The organism is Flavobacterium sp. KMS (assembly GCF_000813005.1).
In the GTDB taxonomy this organism is placed as follows: Bacteria; Bacteroidota; Bacteroidia; order Flavobacteriales; family Flavobacteriaceae; genus Flavobacterium.
Window position 1 is genome coordinate 42,031 of sequence record NZ_JSYP01000009.1, and the last position, 16,461, is coordinate 58,491.

A 16,461-nucleotide genomic window follows, 5' to 3' on the forward strand; every position below is an offset into this window, starting at 1 on the left:
ATCTATCTCATTGAAAAATATTCTTTTTAAAAATACCAATATTTCTTATTCAGACACAGGAAAAGGTACCGCAATTGTACTTCTTCATGGCTTTTTGGAAAACAAAACTATGTGGAACCACTATGTTGATGCATTCTCTAAAAATTACCGTGTTATTACTATTGATTTATTGGGTCATGGAAAAACTGAGCCTCTAGGTTACGTTCATACCATGGAGGATAATGCCGATGTAGTTAATGAAGTTTTATCTCATCTTAATGTTAATAAAGCTATTTTTATAGGACATTCTATGGGCGGATATGTTGCTTTGGCTTTCGCCGAATTATATACCGAAAAAGTAGAAGGGTTGGTTTTATTAAATTCTACATCTAAACCTGATAGTGCAGAACGAAAGCTAAATCGAAATCGAGCTATTAAAGCCGTTAAACAAAACTATGCTGCTTTTATAGGTCTTGCCATTGGAAATTTATTTAGCGAAAACAATAGAGAAAGACTTGCTACAAATATAGAACTCGTAAAAGAAGAAGCCTTAAAAACTCCACTTCAGGGGATAATTGCATCCTTAGAAGGAATGAAGATAAGAAAAGACAAGGAAATTATTTTACATACTAATCTTTTCCCGATGTTATTAATTTTAGGAGAAAAAGACCCTGTTTTAAATTATGAAGAAAGTATTTTACAAATAAAAAATACAAATGTATCTCTTGTTACTTTTCCTGATGGACACATGAGTTCCATAGAGAATGAAACAGAATTAACTACTGTATTATTAGATTTTTTAAAAGGGATTTAAATCATCTCTGGACTTAAATATCCTTTTTCGATCAGTTCGTTTTTATCTTTTAGATGATTTAATTTTCCATCTTTGATTAAAACCAATCTTGTCGAAATACTAATTACATTTCTGTAATTATGGTCGGATATTATGATTCCCTTTTTACAGGAATTCATGATAATTAATTGATTTACCTTTTCAATCATTAAAGGAGATAATCCGTTATAAGGTTCGTCGAGCAATACAAACTTTGAAGAATTTTCTAATACCAGTTTTATTTCGAGATAACGCAATTCGCCTCCAGACAAATGCGAAATCTTTTTGTCGGTTATTACCTGTATCATTTCGTCATTACAAAACGAATCAATCCTTTCTTTTGCAATCGAAAGCCGAATTGCTTTTTTAACAGAAAAAACATTAGGAATAAAATTATCTTGACTCAAATAACTTATTTCACTCATTAATTCCCTAGTCTTGGTTTTCATAACTCCATCAATTCTTACAAACTTAAAATCTGCCGATATAACTCCGAAAATAATTTTAAGAAAAGTAGATTTACCCGAGCCATTTCTTCCCAGAAGCCCAATAATATCATTTGTTTCACATTGCAAATAGACATCGGAAAGAATTATTTTCTCACCAAAAGACTTTTTAACACTATCAATTTCTAAAATATGTCTTTTCAAAATAATCTATTTATTAGATTAAAAATGAAAATTCCAGATATTAAAAGAATAAAATTAAAGCACCAAGAATAAAACCAAAGAGCTCCTTTAGAAAGTCCATTATTGAAATAAAATAAATACTCCTTTTTAGAATTAATTTCTTTTACCGCTAAACTTATGGCAAAACCAAAACTCACAACCGAATAATTAAAGAGAAGTAATCCTCCAAAAAGCAAAGGCAAGATACTAACAGCCAAATTAATTGCTATTGTACCTTTAAAAAACTCAAAAGCATTCCCTAACTTCTTAATTATTCTCATAATATTTTCTCTTCAAAAGGAATTGTAATATTCAATATTTCATTGAGCAGCAACACGATTTGCTCCAAATAACTATGCATTATTTCATTGTTAATAATCATATTAACATCCTTTTCTTCTTTAAAGCCAAAAGGTAAAAACCCTGATTTTAAATTCTTAAAAGAAATGATTCCTGCTTCAATAGGCAATCCTTTGGCATTATTCTCATACATAAAAGCATACGCTAAAACCTGAATAATTTTGTCGTTTTTTATATCTGCTGTAAGTCCGTCCCAATTCTTAAGAACAACATTTGCCTTTTCGACCTTGCCAGTTTTGTAATCTATAATTCTAAGTATTCCGTTACGTTGTTCAATCCTATCAACATTTCCTTTTATTAAAACCGGAAATGGCAAACTTGGATGCGTTAATATTCTTTCAAAAGTTTCTTCGATTGCCAAAATCTTAATTGCATCACCATCTTTAATACTATCAAGCTCAACTTTTAAGAAATTAGAAACATTACGCTTAGCAACTTCAAAAGCCAAAAGGTTACGTCCTTTTTTAATCTCTCCCTCTTTGTAAACTACCTTAAACTGTTTCAATACTTCAGCATCTAATAATTTGAAACAATTAGCAATATCACTTTCTGAAATAAACTTTCCAATAAAAGGCTCGTAAAGCGCTTTCAACGTTTCGTGAATAATAGTCCCTAAAGTATTTAAAGCAATATTCTCTTCAACCTCTTCGACTTCACGAATTCGCAATATCTTTTGAAAATAAAACTGAATTGGGTTTCGAATATAACTCGTTAATGCCGATGGTGAGAATCCTGTAGTAGCTATTTCCTTCAATCGTGTCATTACAGCTTCAGATTTCGGAATAACCATTGGCTGATAAGCTGTTTCAGGTAAAACTGCATTATAAATTTCCTGAGTCAAATTATGTTTAGGCTTTTTTTCGACTTCTAGTTGTGTTATAAAACGACTTCTTTCTCCCGCATCTAGTCCTTCACTTTCGGTATTATATAGTAAATAAATATTCTTGGCACGTTGCAACAAATGATAAAAGTGAAATGTATAGATTGCATCTTTTTCTTTAAAGGTTGGTAAGCCTAATTCGCGTTTTACATCATAAGGAATAAACGAATTCATAGATTTTCCTGCTGGAAATTTTCCTTCATTCATAGAAGTGACTATAACGGTATCAAAATCTAAAACACGACTCTCTAAAACTCCCATTATCTGTAAACCGTTTAAAGGTTCTCCTTCAAACGAAACTTCAGCAACATCAATAACCTGCTTATAAATAGCATACAGCGTTTCTATCTTATCGATATGTCTATGTTGAGAGTAATAGTTAATTAATTTATTGATTACTTTAAAAATGGCAAAAACAAATGTCTTAGCTATTTTATCTTCTTCATTATCATTACTTAAATTCTCTTTTATTACAAGTAAGAGGGTAGAAATATTATTTAAAACAACTACAGAACCTGAATCCCATTTCTGAAAAAGTAATAAAAATAAATCCGATGGATTTTCATTAAGTTCAATGATTTTAGAATGAGTAATAAAAGTATAATTATTCTGATTTATCTTTTTTACCAACTCTTTTACATTTGCAAAAGGCTCGACTAATGGATGAGTTAATATATCCAAAACATCTTTGTAATAAAAAACATAAGACGCTCCATTTCTAGACAATGCATTAGTATGCATTTTAAACAACTTTGCAATTAAAATTTGAGTTGGATTGTTTTTACTAGAATAACCCATCGTAATATTTAAAGCACCAACTGTAGAAGGCAAAGCATATAAAAGCGGAATCAATAAATTTTCATCTCCTAATACTACAGCAACTTTATCTAGTGAAGAACCTGGATTATTTGTAATTATTTCTTCAATTATACTACCTGTTATTTTAGCTTGCCCAATTGTTTTTGGTGTTCCAATGACCTGTATGTTTTTAGATTGAGAAAAATCATCAAATATCCACTCAAAATCATTTGCTTTATAATGTTTCCAGTCTTGTTTAAAACGTCGCACAAACAATCCCGCATCGTGATAAGGGTCATTTAAGAATACTCTATCAATATCCCAATATATCCTAGCTTGGTCAGAAGCAATTAAATGTTGAATAATTTTTTCTTCCGCAGCATTTAAAGCATTAAATCCTGCAAAAACAAAATGTTTCCCTAGAACTGAATTAGTAAAATGATTTATATTATTAACAGCCTCTCTATAAATCAATCCTTGATATCCGATTTGCTTATTCAACAAATGAGTATACAGCGATTCATAATAATTAGGTAACAGTTTCCAGAAATCTATATAATTCTCTAATAATTTTGTTTTGTTTTCAACCTCAATTCCCCATTTTTTGATATCCTCAATGTCTTTAAGATAGGAAAGGACATGAGAAGGGTCTAGTAGATACCTGTCAATCTCGTTAAAATCTTGTAATAATGTTTTTGCCCAGTTTGCAAACAATTCAAAAGACTGCTGATTCTGTTTGTCAGTAACAGATAGGTAAACTTCATAAAACTCAAACAACAATTCAATAGAATCAATAGAGCGCACAGAAGCTATATCTTGGATAAAGTCTTCTATACTAATTATTTTTGGACTAATAACCGTACTAGTAATTTGTTTTTTTAAAGCTTCAATAAGAAAAATTTTAGCTCTTTTATTCGGCAACACAATTGTAGTTTCGGCTAATTTACCCGAATAGTTTTCAATAATAACCTTTGCAATCTTATCTAAAAAGTAAGTCTCTGTCATTGTATAAAAATAAAAAAAGCCATTCAATTAAGAATGGCTTTTTAAAATTATTTAGAAAAGTAAATTACAATTTACCTTCATATTTAGAACCTACGTGTCTAATTTCAGTTCTTCTGTTTTCAGCTCTTCCTTTAGCAGTTTTGTTACTTGCTACTGGTTGAGATGAACCGAATCCTTTAGCAGTTAAGTTTGCTGGATTAACACCTCTTGCGATTAATGCGTTCATTACAGCATCAGCTCTTTCTTGAGATAATTTATCGTTAATTTTTGCAGAACCTGTACTATCTGTGTGTCCTTCAATGCTGAATTTAGCATTTGGATAATCTTTAAGGATTTCTTTGATAGCATCTAATCTAACTGGAGTTTGAGCATCACCTTTTTTGAAAGTAGCTTTTCCAGTGTCAAAGAATACCGCTCTAGCTTGAACTTTAAGATCATCTAATACAGCAGTAGTTACTTCTGGACAACCTCTGTTACTAGCTGGACCAGCTACAGTAGGACAATCATCATCTTTGTCAAGTACACCATCTTTATCAGCGTCTGGCCAAGGACATCCACCGTTTTCTTTAGGACCTGCTACAGTAGGACATTTGTCATCTTTATCAGCAATACCATCACCGTCAGCATCTGGACAACCTTTTAAAGCAGCTAAACCAAATACGTCTGGACAAGCGTCATCTTTATCAGCAACACCGTCTCCGTCTCTATCAGGACAACCGTTTAAAGCAGCTAAACCAAATTCAGTAGGACAAGCATCACTTGCGTCAACGATTCCGTCTCCGTCAGTATCAGGACATCCGTTGAATTGTTTTAAACCAGCAACATCTGGACAAGCATCATCTTTATCGTAGATTCCGTCTCCGTCAGTATCTTTACCTCCGAATTTGAAAACGATACCAGCAGTGTGTTGGAAAACAGATCTGTCAGTAGCTTTAGTTTCGTTAGGAGAAACAGCCCATTTGTATTTTGTAGCAAGCTCAAGACCAATAGATTCAGTAAACCAAAAAGTTACTCCAGCACCTGGATTAACTGTACCAAAACTACTATCTCCGAAGAAAGTATAACCTCCACCTACAGTTAACGAAGGATCGATTACTTTAGATTTGATTAATTCTTGGAAGCTATATCTAATAGTAGCATCAATTCCGTAGTACATTAAATCTCCAGGATTACTTACAACATTTCCTCTTGAATCATGTGCAGGATTACTTGGATCAAAAGTAACTAATTTATCAATTTTGTTCACAGAACCTTGCAATCCTACAGAAAAATTACTACCAACGTATCTAGATACACTAATATAAGATACAGAAGGAAGAATATTCCAGTTGTCTTTCACTGCGAATGGCTGAGAAAAGTGTTGATCAAAGAAACCGCTCCCTGCACCAGAACTGGTTCTAGTGTCAACGGCATTAACTCCAAAAGAGATCGCCCATGGATTGTTACTGTCTTGTGCGTGAGAAGTTAAACCCATCGCCATCATCACAGCAACTAAAAGTTTGTTAAGATGTTTCATACTTAATTTATTTAATTACAATTTAGTTAATTATAGACAAAAGTAATGCGTAAATTTTTAACTACAAAATGAAATGTTAAAAAAAAGCAATAAGAAGTGTAAAAAGTGGGAATTATACAACTTTTAACATTTTACCTACTTTAACAAAAGCCGCTAAGGCTCTGTCTAAATGGTCTTTAGTATGAGCTGCAGATAACTGTACTCTTATCCTTGCTTTTTCTTTAGGAACTACCGGAAAAAAGAACCCAATTACATAAATCCCTTCCTTTAGAAGCTCATTTGCCATATTTTGCGATAATTTTGCATCATATAACATAACTGGAACGATAGCCGAATCTCCATCTATTATATCAAAACCAGCTTTCTTTAAACCTTCTTTAAAATAATTAGTATTCCACTCTAATCTATCTCTTAATACAGTATCTTTTTCTAAAAGCTCAAATACCTTAATCGAAGCTCCAACAATTGCAGGCGCTAATGAGTTTGAAAACAAATAAGGTCTTGATCTTTGGCGTAACAATTCTACAATCTCTTTTTTAGCAGTTGTATAACCTCCCATAGCTCCACCTAAAGCTTTACCAAGTGTTCCTGTAATAATATCAACCCTACCCATTACTCCTTTTGCCTCAAGAGTACCTTTTCCTGTTGCACCAATAAATCCAGCAGCATGACACTCATCAACCATAACCATAGCGTCATATTTATCTGCTAAGTCACATATTTTATCCAATGGAGCTACAAGTCCATCCATAGAGAACACTCCATCTGTAACAATTAATTTAAAACGGGTTCCCGCAGCATTAGCTTTTATTAGCTGTTGCTCCAAGTCTTCCATATTACTATTTTCATAACGATAACGAGCTGCTTTACACAAACGAACTCCATCTATAATAGAAGCATGATTTAAACTATCTGAAATAATCGCATCGTTCTCTCCTAATAAAGGCTCAAAAACACCACCATTAGCATCAAAAGCTGCTGCGTACAAAATTGTATCTTCTGTTCCGTAAAAATCAGCAATCTTTTTCTCTAATGTTTTATGAATATCTTGCGTACCACATATAAAACGTACAGATGACATTCCGAAACCATGAGTATCCATAGCGTCTTTTGCAGCTTGAACCACTTCTGGATGAGAAGACAATCCTAAATAATTATTGGCACAAAAATTCAAAACCTTCTCTCCTGTAGAAATTGTTATTTCAGCATCTTGAGCAGAAGTTATTATTCGTTCTTTTTTAAAAATTCCGTTTTCTTCAATAGTTTGCAATTCATTCTGCAAATGCTCTTTAATTTTTCCGTACATTTTTATTTATTTAATATGTTAAATTTTAACAAGTTAGTCTGACTCTTTTCTTTAACGTCTGATTAATTTTTTCACAAATTTACTACAACGATATCGGTTCCTATATACACCAATGCTTTTTTTAACACTTTGAAACCCATATTTTCAATAGCATCCTGATATTCTTGTAACTGTTGTATGTATTTTGGATTACTCAAACCAGTTTTATAATCCAAAAGATAAGCTTCTCCTTTTGGAGTAATAACTACCCTATCAGGCTTCAATGTCTTTCCTGCTTTCTGGATTATTGTTTCCTCATTTAAAACCCTATTACCCTCCTCAAAACAAATACTGATTTCTGAATGATTTACAATTTCCTTAATCGTCTTTAAAACTATCTCTTTTTGCTCAAATACAATTAACCCATCTTCTAATGCTTTTACAATTGCCAAATCAACATCTGATTTATATTTCACAAACGCTAAGATTTCATGAATCACATTTCCATAAGATATAGCTTCCTGCTGATGCGTTCCCCACATTAATGCTTCACGTTGTGCAATTTTAATATTTTTTGGATTTAAAACTTCCGAAACTAGCGGAATCGTCTTTGTAAACGAAGAATGTTTATCTCCCGAAGATAATTTTACTGAATTTCCAAATTCATATTCCAATTTACTCTCATCATAAACCCCCAGATTAATTAAATATTTTATAAAAAAAGACGCCATATTACCTGGGAACTCTCCATCTTTTCTAGGCTTTATTTCCTGAGAAATAACATATAATTGCTCTTCAGCACGAGTCAAGGCAACATATAAAACATTTACATTATCAAGTAGCTCTTCTTGTTTTTTTGAATTAAAAACAACAGCGGCATCTTCTCCAAAACCAGCTACCGCACTACTATTATCTATTAACACTTTTGGCAATCCAAAGTCTGACTCCTCCGCATTTAACCATAACTTATCTTTTGGTTTTCGACTATAATCTTCTTCTGCGAAAGGCATAATTACCACTGGAAACTCTAATCCTTTTGATTTATGAATTGTCATTATACGAACAGCATTATTCCCCTCAGGAGACGGAATACTAAATTTCCCCGCATTCTTATCCCAATAACTTAAGAAATCCGAAATACCAGCTTGATTCCTAATATCGCGCTCCAAAACTATATCAAGAAAATATTGCACATAGGCATTATTATATTCCAGACGCACAAATTCAGAAACGATAGTTTCTACGGCTTCATAAAGTGATTTCTTTCGAATATTTTCAAACGAAAGCAAAATATCAAATTTCTCTAACCATTTTTCAAAAGCAATTTCATTTCTCTCTGCCATTCCTTCGGCTATAAAGTCATGAACAGGCCTTTTAATCTCAATATTCTTAGTTAAGAAATGCAAAAAATTAGCTTTAGCTTCTAAGTCTGCATTGTTATTCAAATACTTTAATAAATGAATAATTAATCGAACTTCGGTTGCATTCTGAATCATCAATGTTTCTGATGATAATAACGGAATATTTTGCTCTGTGAGATAATTTGCTACAGCGATACCCTGATCTCTTTTACGAGTCAAAATAACAATATCTTTATACTCAAATCCTTCACGTAAAACTTTCTGGATTGTATTTAAAGTTGCCAAAACATACAAATCAGTTTTCTCCAGAGCAGCATCATCATCAATTTGTTCATTTTTATCAATAACTGGAAGAAACGAAATATTTACATAACCGCCTTTCTTCGCATTTGTCTTTTGATAACTATGATTCTCATATAAATCTTTATAGTCTGCATTTTCAAACTCTGAAGAGATTAATTTAAAAAAGCCATTATTAAATTCAATAACCTCACTATAACTTCTGTAATTAGTATCTAAATGTGTTATTTTCTTATCTGGATTATTAAACGGATTTAAATCCTTACTTAATTCAATAAACTGCTCCGCTTTTCCTCCTCTCCAACGATAAATAGATTGTTTCGGATCTCCCACAATCATCAAAGTCCCTTTTACCCCATAATCATCTTGCCCAGAAAGAGCATTATCGATTAGCGGAATTAAATTCTGCCATTGCATTTCGGAAGTATCCTGAAACTCATCAATAAAAAAATGACGGTATTTTTCTCCTAAACGTTCATAAATAAAAGGCGCAGGTTGATTTTGGATTTCGCGATGAATAATTGCATTGAACTCAGAAATAGACAAAACATTTTGTTCGTTCTGAATCTTTTCTAACTCATTGCTTACTGTATTCAGCAATGACAATGGCGTAATATTTTTAAGAAACGCTTTGTAGAAATCCCTCTTTTCGAAATTTTTATAGATCTTATCCAGAATTTGAAGTAATTCTGGAATAATATTTTCTATTACGGCTTTGTCTTTGGCCGTTTTATTAATTGCAATATCATCAAACTCATGAAATGTTTTATTCTTGGGATTAAACTTCCCATCTCGAATGCTCTCCAGATGATTCGGAAATGTTCCTCTTGAAAAAGATTTTAAATCGATTCCGTTTTTCTCAATTAACAAAAGAGCTTCAGTTGCAAAAACAGCATTTTCTTCCTCAAGATTTTTACACAAATCCTTTAGCTTATTTTTTATCTCAACAAACTCCCCAATTGATTTATCATGAAAATGAGTAATCTCATTTCGATTATTTTCATTTAAAATTAACCTTCCTGTTTCAAGAATTTCACGAGAAACATCCCAACTTTTATCATCGTCGGTTTTCTCCATCGTAAAATCAATCAGCAACTTGGTCAAAGTTTCATCTTGTCCCGCTTGTGCAATAATTGCATCGACTGCCTCTATGAGTAAATTTTCCGTATCCAGAGTTACCTCAAAAGTCATGGGTAAATTTAAATCATGCGCAAAAGCACGAATAACCTTATGGGTAAATTTATCGATTGTAGAAATATCAAAAGCAGCATAATTATGAATAATATGCTTAATGATATTTTGTGATTTTGTTTTTAATTCAATGATTGAAAGGCCAGTATCCCTCGCCAAATCCTCCATTAAATCTATCGCTTTCGCGGAAGGTTCTTCTTTGGCAAACTCAGATAAGCTACCTACAATTCGGCTTTTCATCTCATGAACTGCCTTATTTGTAAAAGTTATTGCAAGAATATTGCGATACGCATCATTTTTAGGAGCCGAAAGTATAATTTTAAGATATTCCTTAACTAGGGTATATGTCTTTCCTGAACCTGCGGATGCATCATATATAGAAAAGGAAGGTCTTTGCATTTTTTAATTTTTTCGAACTGTAAAAATAAAACATCCCGAGAACTATTCGGTTGCAAAAAACTAAAATTCTATAAAGTAAAATTAATTAGTGCTTATTAAATGCTTTTTTATTAAAAACAATTAAAATACCAACACCTGTAGAAATTGCCATATCGGCAAAATTAAAAATTGCATTAAAAAATTTAAATTGTTGTCCACCCCATATTGGCAACCAAGTTGGTAGATTTCCTTCCCAAATAGGAAAATACAACATATCTACTACTTTACCATGAAACCACGTTCCATAATGTTCAGGAGCAAATAGTGTTGCTAAGTTGTTATAACTGTCATCGAATATTACACCATAAAAAACAGAGTCTATAATATTTCCTGCAGCTCCAGCCAAAATTAAAGCAATAGCAACAACTAAATATGTTGAGCTTTGTTTTTTAATAGAGTCATACAACCAGTATCCAATACCAAAAACAGCAAAAATCCTAAAAACGGTTAAAATCAATTTCCCGTATTCTCCTGGTATTTTTGTTCCCCAAGCCATTCCTTCATTCTCAATAAAAAGAATCTTAAACCACTTAAAAACCTCCACTTCTTCGCTTAAAACGAAGTTGGTTTTTATATAAATTTTAGAAAGCTGATCAATAAGTAAAATAATGAAAATAAGTAAATACGCTTTTCGTAGTGACATTTTATAATTTTTTATTGGCGCAAAAGTAACAATTAAATCAAAAAAAACGCCCCCTTAGGAGCGTTAATTATTTCGTAACAAAATGTTTCATTATTATTTTCCATTATTTCTAACTGGCTTAGATCCTTCAGAAAAAAAACTTGAGATTGAATTGAACAATCCTTTAGCTTCTTTTTTCCCATCTGTAGTCTTAACAATATTACCCTGTGCCTTTTTTGCTTTGGCAACATTCAACTTAACCCTTATTTTATCAAATTCCTTTATTCTACTATCAACATCCGACTTCACATCTTTAAACTTCAACACTTTAGCCATAACGTTTTATCTTAAATTAATACTTACTTAATCCTCCATTCCTTTCTTACAATAATACGCAAAAATTTTATATTTTTTAAATAAATTAACGAGATAATACATGATAAAGCTATGATTTTTTAATTAAATTAGCTTAATCAATTATTTTTTAACAACTCCCCAAATCTCCACACAATGAATGAAATCACTTCCATGCTAAATGAGTTTTTAATTCAGACCAAATCAACATCGGCACTTATATCGGGTACAAAAGGAAAATTGATTACCTCTTTACACTTAGAATATAGTGACAGTGTTGCCGCAATGAGCGACGCAATCCTATCTATGAGCGACAAATTCCTTAATGACTTAGACAAAGGACTACTTAAACAATTATACCTTAAAACCACCAATGGAGTCGCTGTAATGAACAAAATAAACAATTCTCATAGCATCATCGTTTTCTCTAATGATGGTAGCAATCTCGGATTATTTCTGCGCAATATCGATGAACTAGCCACTCAGCTTAACAAAAACAGTCTTTTAAAATAATTAATAACCAATAAATCCCCAAAAATTATGAGCAACGACTTTTTAAATGTTTTTCTAACTGAAATGAAAACAAATGTGAATGGTTTTATAGCTGTAGCTGTAACCGAGATTGAAACAGGGCTTAGTTATGGTAATTTAAGCATCGATTCGGCATTTGATCCCGAATTAGCTTCTGCATACAACCTTGAAGTAGTTAAAGCTAAATTAAGTGCTGTAAAGGCCTTAAATTTAAAACAAGACATCGAGGATATCTTAATTACCCTTACCAATCAAATTCACATTATTGATATTTCACCAAATAATAAATTCATGGTTTATCTAGTCGCAGACTCTACAAAAGCCAACTTAGGAATGACAAGAGCTGTTTTAAGAAAATACAAAACTGATTTGGAAAAAAATCTAGCGTAACAGCATTACTTTCTTAATTAAAACTGTCTTGCACAAAGACAGTTTTAATTTAACTACTTCCTTTTTTACACTTAAATTACTTCTCTTCATTTTGATGCAAAAAAAACGCCCCTTAAATAGGAGCGCTTTATTATTTATTTAAAAAACTATCGTTGCAAGTTTTTTGCTTCAATACTCATTGTAGCATGAGGAACAATCTTTAATCTTTCTTTTCCGATTAACTTTCCTGTTACTTTGCACACTCCGTATGTTTTATTTTCTACACGAAATAACGCATTCTTTAAATCTCGAATAAACTTTTCTTGTCTGATAGCTAACTGTGAGTTTGCTTCTTTGGACATAGTTTCGCTTCCTTCTTCAAATGCTTTAAATGTTGGAGACGTATCATCTGTACCGTTATTTAAATCATTCATGTAAGCACTTTTAATCAAGTCTAAATCTGCTTGCGCTTTTTGTATTTTACCCAAAATGATCTCTTTGAATTCAGCTAAATCAGCGTCAGAGTATCTTGTAATTTCATCTACCATTTTTATATTATTTTGAAATTAATATCATTGTTTTTATATCATCAAATTCAATTTCTATGCCGCTTTCTAATTCGTCTAAAAAAACCAAACTATCTGTTAATGTTTCAGACTTAATATAGTCTTCATTTTTAAGAATTGCAGTTTCTAATATACCACTTCTCTTTATCTGTACCTTTATCTTATCAGTTACTTCAAATCCAGAATCTTTACGGATGTTTTGAATTCTATTAACCAATTCTCTTGCGATACCCTCATTTTTCAGCTCTTCCGTGATCGTAATATCAAGCGCAACTGTTATTCCGTTTGAATTTGCAACCAACCAACCTTCGATATCTTGTGATGTAATTTCGACATCTTCTAATGATAAAGTTACATTATTTCCTGCAATAACAATATCTAACGAACCTTCCTTGTCTAACTGACTGATTTGCTGCGCTGTAAAAGACTGTATCTCTTTGGAAATCAAGCCCATATCTTTACCAAATCGAGGTCCTAATGCTTTAAAATTAGGCTTAATTTGTTTCACCAAAATACCCGAAGCATCATCTAAAAGAACGATTTCTTTCACGTTAACTTCTGCTTTTACAAGCTCTGAAACTGCCTCAATTTCACTACGTTGATTATCGTCAAGTACTGGAATCATTACCTTTTGCAACGGTTGACGTACCTTAATCATTTCCTTCTTACGAAGTGATAAAACAAGTGATGAGATAGTCTGCGCTTTCTGCATTTTGCTTTCTAACGTTTTATTAACAAAGTTTTCAACGTATTTTGGAAACTCTGCCAAATGTACACTGTCATAATTTTCTGACTGTGTTGAAGTTGTTAAGTCTCTGTAAAGCTTATCCATAAAAAATGGAGCAATTGGAGCACTTAGTTTACTTATAGTTAACAAACAAGTATAAAGTGTTTGATAGGCTGCTATTTTATCATGCGCGTACTCTCCTTTCCAAAAACGACGACGACATAAACGAACATACCAATTGCTTAAATTCTCTTGTACAAAGTCTGAAATTGCACGAGCAGCTCTTGTTGGCTCATAATCGGCATAAAAGCCATCAACTTCTTTGATAAGTGTATTTAATTCAGAAATAATCCACTGATCAATTTCTGGTCTTTCGTTTATCGGAATTTCTGCTTCAGCATATTTAAATCCATCGATGTTTGCATACAACGAAAAGAATGAATAGGTGTTATATAATGTTCCGAAGAATTTACGACGAACCTCAGCAATTCCCTCAAGGTCAAATTTTAAATTATCCCAAGGATTTGCATTCATAATCATATACCAACGTGTGGCATCAGGACCGTATTCTGCAATGGTTTTAAAAGGGTCAATTGTATTTCCTTTACTCTTAGACATTTTTATTCCATTTTTGTCTAAAACCAAACCATTTGAAACCACATTTTTATAAGCTACTTTATCAAAAACTAAAGTTCCGATTGCGTGAAGCGTATAAAACCATCCACGAGTCTGATCGACACCTTCAGCAATAAAATCAGCTGGAAAATCTTTATTCTCGTCAATTTTATCTTTATTCTCAAAAGGATAATGCCATTGTGCGTAAGGCATTGCTCCAGAATCAAACCAAACATCAATTAAATCACTTTCGCGTTTCATTGGCTGGCCTGAAGCCGAAACTAAAGTTATTTGATCGACTACATTTTTATGCAAATCGATTAAATCATAATTAGATTCAGACATATTTCCGATTTCAAATCCTTTAAACGGATTTTCTTTTTGAAAACCTGCTTCGATAGATTTCTCAATCGCATTGTACAATTCTTCAACAGAACCAATAAGAATTTCTTCTTTTTTATCTTCAGTTCTCCAAATTGGCAACGGAATACCCCAATATCTAGAACGAGATAAGTTCCAGTCATTGGCATTTTTAAGCCAATTTCCAAAACGCCCTTCACCAGTAGACTTAGGCTTCCAATTGATAGTTTCGTTCAGGTCGAACATTCTATCTTTTACATCGGTTACTTTAATGAACCAAGAATCTAGTGGATAATATAATAACGGCTCATCAGTTCTCCAGCTATGTGGATAACTGTGCACATATTTCTCTACCTTAAAGGCTTTATTTTCTTCTTTTAATCGAATAGCAATTTCAACATCTACAGAACGCTCTGGCGCCTGACCTGCATCATAATATTCATTTTTCACATATTTACCAGCAAGATCTCCTAAATGTGAAGTGAATTTTCCTTGTAAATCTACCAAAGGAACTGCCGTTCCAGTTTCGTCAAGAACCAACATTGGTGGTACTTCAGGCTTAGCCTCTTTTGCTACTTTAGCATCATCAGCACCAAAAGTTGGAGCGGTATGTACAATACCCGTTCCGTCTTCGGTAGTCACAAAATCTCCTGCTATTACTCTAAATGCATTTTCAGCATTTTGATATGGCAATACATATGGTAATAATTGTTCGTAACGGATCTCAACTAAATCAGCTCCTTTCGCTTCCGCTAAAATTTTATACGGAAGTTTTTTATCACCTTCTTTTACATTCTCGAAATCGGCATCATCTTCACTTGCAAAAAATCCTTTTCCGAATTGTTTTCCAACTAAATTTTTAGCCAAAACAACATTTACAGGCTCAAAAGTATATTGATTGAAAGTTTTTACCAAAACGTAGTCAATTCTTGGACCAACTGTTAAAGCTGTATTCGATGGTAATGTCCATGGAGTTGTCGTCCAGGCCAAGATGTGGATATCTCCAAAACCTTGTAAAAACGAAGGCAATGTTTCTGGCAATGTTTTAAATTGTGCTACAATTGTAGTATCTGTAACATCTCTATAAGCTCCAGGCTGATTTACTTCGTGAGAAGACAATCCTGTTCCTGCTTTTGGAGAATAAGGCTGAATAGTATATCCTTTGTACAACAAACCTTTATCGTAAATTTGTTTCAAAAGCCACCAAACAGACTCCATATATTTTGGTTTATAAGTTACATATGGATCTTCCATATCTACCCAATATCCCATTTTTTCGGTTAAGTCATTCCATACGTCGGTATAACGCATTACGGTTTTTTTACACGCTTCGTTATATTCTTCGATAGAAATTGTTTTACCAATATCTTCTTTTGTAATTCCTAGTTCTTTTTCGGTACCTAACTCTACAGGCAATCCGTGAGTATCCCAACCAGCTTTTCTTTTTACCTGAAAACCTTTTTGAGTTTTATATCTGCAAAAAATATCTTTAATCGCACGTGCCATCACGTGGTGAATTCCTGGTAATCCATTTGCCGAAGGAGGACCTTCAAAAAATACGTAAGGCACTGCACCTTCGCGAGTAGTTACACTCTTTTCAAATATATTTTCTTTCTTCCAAAAGTCAAGTACTTCAGACGCTACAGTAGGCAAGTCAAGTCCTTTGTATTCAGTAAATTTTGTGCTCATTTTATCCTTTTCTTA

13 protein-coding genes are annotated in these 16,461 nt (G+C 32.6%); 3 read left to right on the plus strand and 10 right to left on the minus strand.

What is annotated here, in order from left to right; genetic code table 11:
- The first annotated feature begins 10 nt into the window (after positions 1-10).
- Positions 11-793: an alpha/beta hydrolase gene (locus OA93_RS10435; RefSeq protein WP_039113129.1), complete on the plus strand. Its 783-nt coding sequence runs from the start codon at positions 11-13 to the stop codon at positions 791-793.
- Here OA93_RS10435 and OA93_RS10440 read toward each other — a convergent pair.
- The 8 genes from OA93_RS10440 to OA93_RS10475 all read right to left on the minus strand — a co-directional run bounded on the left by OA93_RS10440 (position 790) and on the right by OA93_RS10475 (position 11,571).
- Positions 790-1,461: an ATP-binding cassette domain-containing protein gene (locus tag OA93_RS10440; RefSeq protein WP_039113130.1), complete on the minus strand. Its 672-nt coding sequence runs from the start codon at positions 1,459-1,461 to the stop codon at positions 790-792. The genes OA93_RS10435 and OA93_RS10440 overlap by 4 nt on opposite strands.
- Positions 1,458-1,760, minus strand: coding sequence for a hypothetical protein (locus tag OA93_RS10445; RefSeq protein ID WP_039113131.1), 303 nt, complete (start codon positions 1,758-1,760; stop codon positions 1,458-1,460). Before OA93_RS10445 ends, OA93_RS10440 begins: the two co-directional genes overlap by 4 nt.
- Positions 1,757-4,522 carry a PD-(D/E)XK nuclease family protein gene (locus tag OA93_RS10450; RefSeq protein WP_039113132.1) on the minus strand — a complete coding sequence of 922 codons (2,766 nt, stop codon included), beginning with the start codon at positions 4,520-4,522 and terminating at the stop codon, positions 1,757-1,759. Before OA93_RS10450 ends, OA93_RS10445 begins: the two co-directional genes overlap by 4 nt.
- A 64-nt stretch (positions 4,523-4,586) precedes the next feature.
- Positions 4,587-6,038, minus strand: coding sequence for an OmpA family protein (locus OA93_RS10455; RefSeq protein ID WP_039113134.1), 1,452 nt, complete (start codon positions 6,036-6,038; stop codon positions 4,587-4,589).
- A gap of 112 nt (positions 6,039-6,150) precedes the next feature.
- Positions 6,151-7,344, minus strand: a complete 1,194-nt coding sequence (gene kbl, locus OA93_RS10460; RefSeq protein WP_039113135.1) for a glycine C-acetyltransferase — start codon at positions 7,342-7,344, stop codon at positions 6,151-6,153.
- Between the two features lie 71 nt (positions 7,345-7,415).
- Positions 7,416-10,574 carry a UvrD-helicase domain-containing protein gene (locus OA93_RS10465; RefSeq protein ID WP_039113136.1) on the minus strand — a complete coding sequence of 1,053 codons (3,159 nt, stop codon included), beginning with the start codon at positions 10,572-10,574 and terminating at the stop codon, positions 7,416-7,418.
- An 85-nt stretch (positions 10,575-10,659) separates the two neighbouring features.
- Positions 10,660-11,256, minus strand: coding sequence for a lipoprotein signal peptidase (locus OA93_RS10470; RefSeq protein ID WP_039113137.1), 597 nt, complete (start codon positions 11,254-11,256; stop codon positions 10,660-10,662).
- Between the two features lie 93 nt (positions 11,257-11,349).
- Positions 11,350-11,571, minus strand: a complete 222-nt coding sequence (locus OA93_RS10475; RefSeq protein WP_039113138.1) for a hypothetical protein — start codon at positions 11,569-11,571, stop codon at positions 11,350-11,352.
- A gap of 174 nt (positions 11,572-11,745) precedes the next feature.
- Here OA93_RS10475 and OA93_RS10480 point away from each other — a divergent pair, with 174 nt between their 5' ends.
- A complete protein-coding gene (locus OA93_RS10480) occupies positions 11,746-12,102 on the plus strand; it encodes a roadblock/LC7 domain-containing protein (protein ID WP_039113139.1) in 357 nt (118 codons plus the stop codon).
- A gap of 27 nt (positions 12,103-12,129) precedes the next feature.
- The gene (locus OA93_RS10485; protein ID WP_039113140.1) at positions 12,130-12,510 is read left to right on the plus strand and encodes a hypothetical protein; all 381 of its coding nucleotides are present in this window, start codon (positions 12,130-12,132) and stop codon (positions 12,508-12,510) included.
- Positions 12,511-12,656: 146 nt separating this feature from the next.
- On the opposite strand, the gene OA93_RS10490 is transcribed toward OA93_RS10485, so the two are convergent.
- Positions 12,657-13,037: a TraR/DksA C4-type zinc finger protein gene (locus OA93_RS10490; RefSeq protein ID WP_082001802.1), complete on the minus strand. Its 381-nt coding sequence runs from the start codon at positions 13,035-13,037 to the stop codon at positions 12,657-12,659.
- Between the two features lie 7 nt (positions 13,038-13,044).
- Positions 13,045-16,446 carry an isoleucine--tRNA ligase gene (ileS, locus tag OA93_RS10495; RefSeq protein ID WP_039113142.1) on the minus strand — a complete coding sequence of 1,134 codons (3,402 nt, stop codon included), beginning with the start codon at positions 16,444-16,446 and terminating at the stop codon, positions 13,045-13,047.
- Between the last annotated feature and the right edge of the window lie 15 nt (positions 16,447-16,461).

Bases quoted from the DNA above. Each gene is read 5' to 3' on its own strand.
- OA93_RS10490 (WP_082001802.1), bottom strand. From the start codon at position 13,037: ATGGTAGATGAAATTACAAGATACTCTGACGCTGATTTAGCTGAATTC.
- OA93_RS10475 (WP_039113138.1), bottom strand. From the start codon at position 11,571: ATGGCTAAAGTGTTGAAGTTTAAAGATGTGAAGTCGGATGTTGATAGT.
- OA93_RS10465 (WP_039113136.1), bottom strand. From the start codon at position 10,574: ATGCAAAGACCTTCCTTTTCTATATATGATGCATCCGCAGGTTCAGGA.
- OA93_RS10445 (WP_039113131.1), bottom strand. From the start codon at position 1,760: ATGAGAATAATTAAGAAGTTAGGGAATGCTTTTGAGTTTTTTAAAGGT.
- OA93_RS10470 (WP_039113137.1), bottom strand. From the start codon at position 11,256: ATGTCACTACGAAAAGCGTATTTACTTATTTTCATTATTTTACTTATT.
- ileS (WP_039113142.1), bottom strand. From the start codon at position 16,446: ATGAGCACAAAATTTACTGAATACAAAGGACTTGACTTGCCTACTGTA.
- OA93_RS10480 (WP_039113139.1), top strand. From the start codon at position 11,746: ATGAATGAAATCACTTCCATGCTAAATGAGTTTTTAATTCAGACCAAA.
- OA93_RS10455 (WP_039113134.1), bottom strand. From the start codon at position 6,038: ATGAAACATCTTAACAAACTTTTAGTTGCTGTGATGATGGCGATGGGT.
- OA93_RS10450 (WP_039113132.1), bottom strand. From the start codon at position 4,522: ATGACAGAGACTTACTTTTTAGATAAGATTGCAAAGGTTATTATTGAA.
- OA93_RS10485 (WP_039113140.1), top strand. From the start codon at position 12,130: ATGAGCAACGACTTTTTAAATGTTTTTCTAACTGAAATGAAAACAAAT.
- kbl (WP_039113135.1), bottom strand. From the start codon at position 7,344: ATGTACGGAAAAATTAAAGAGCATTTGCAGAATGAATTGCAAACTATT.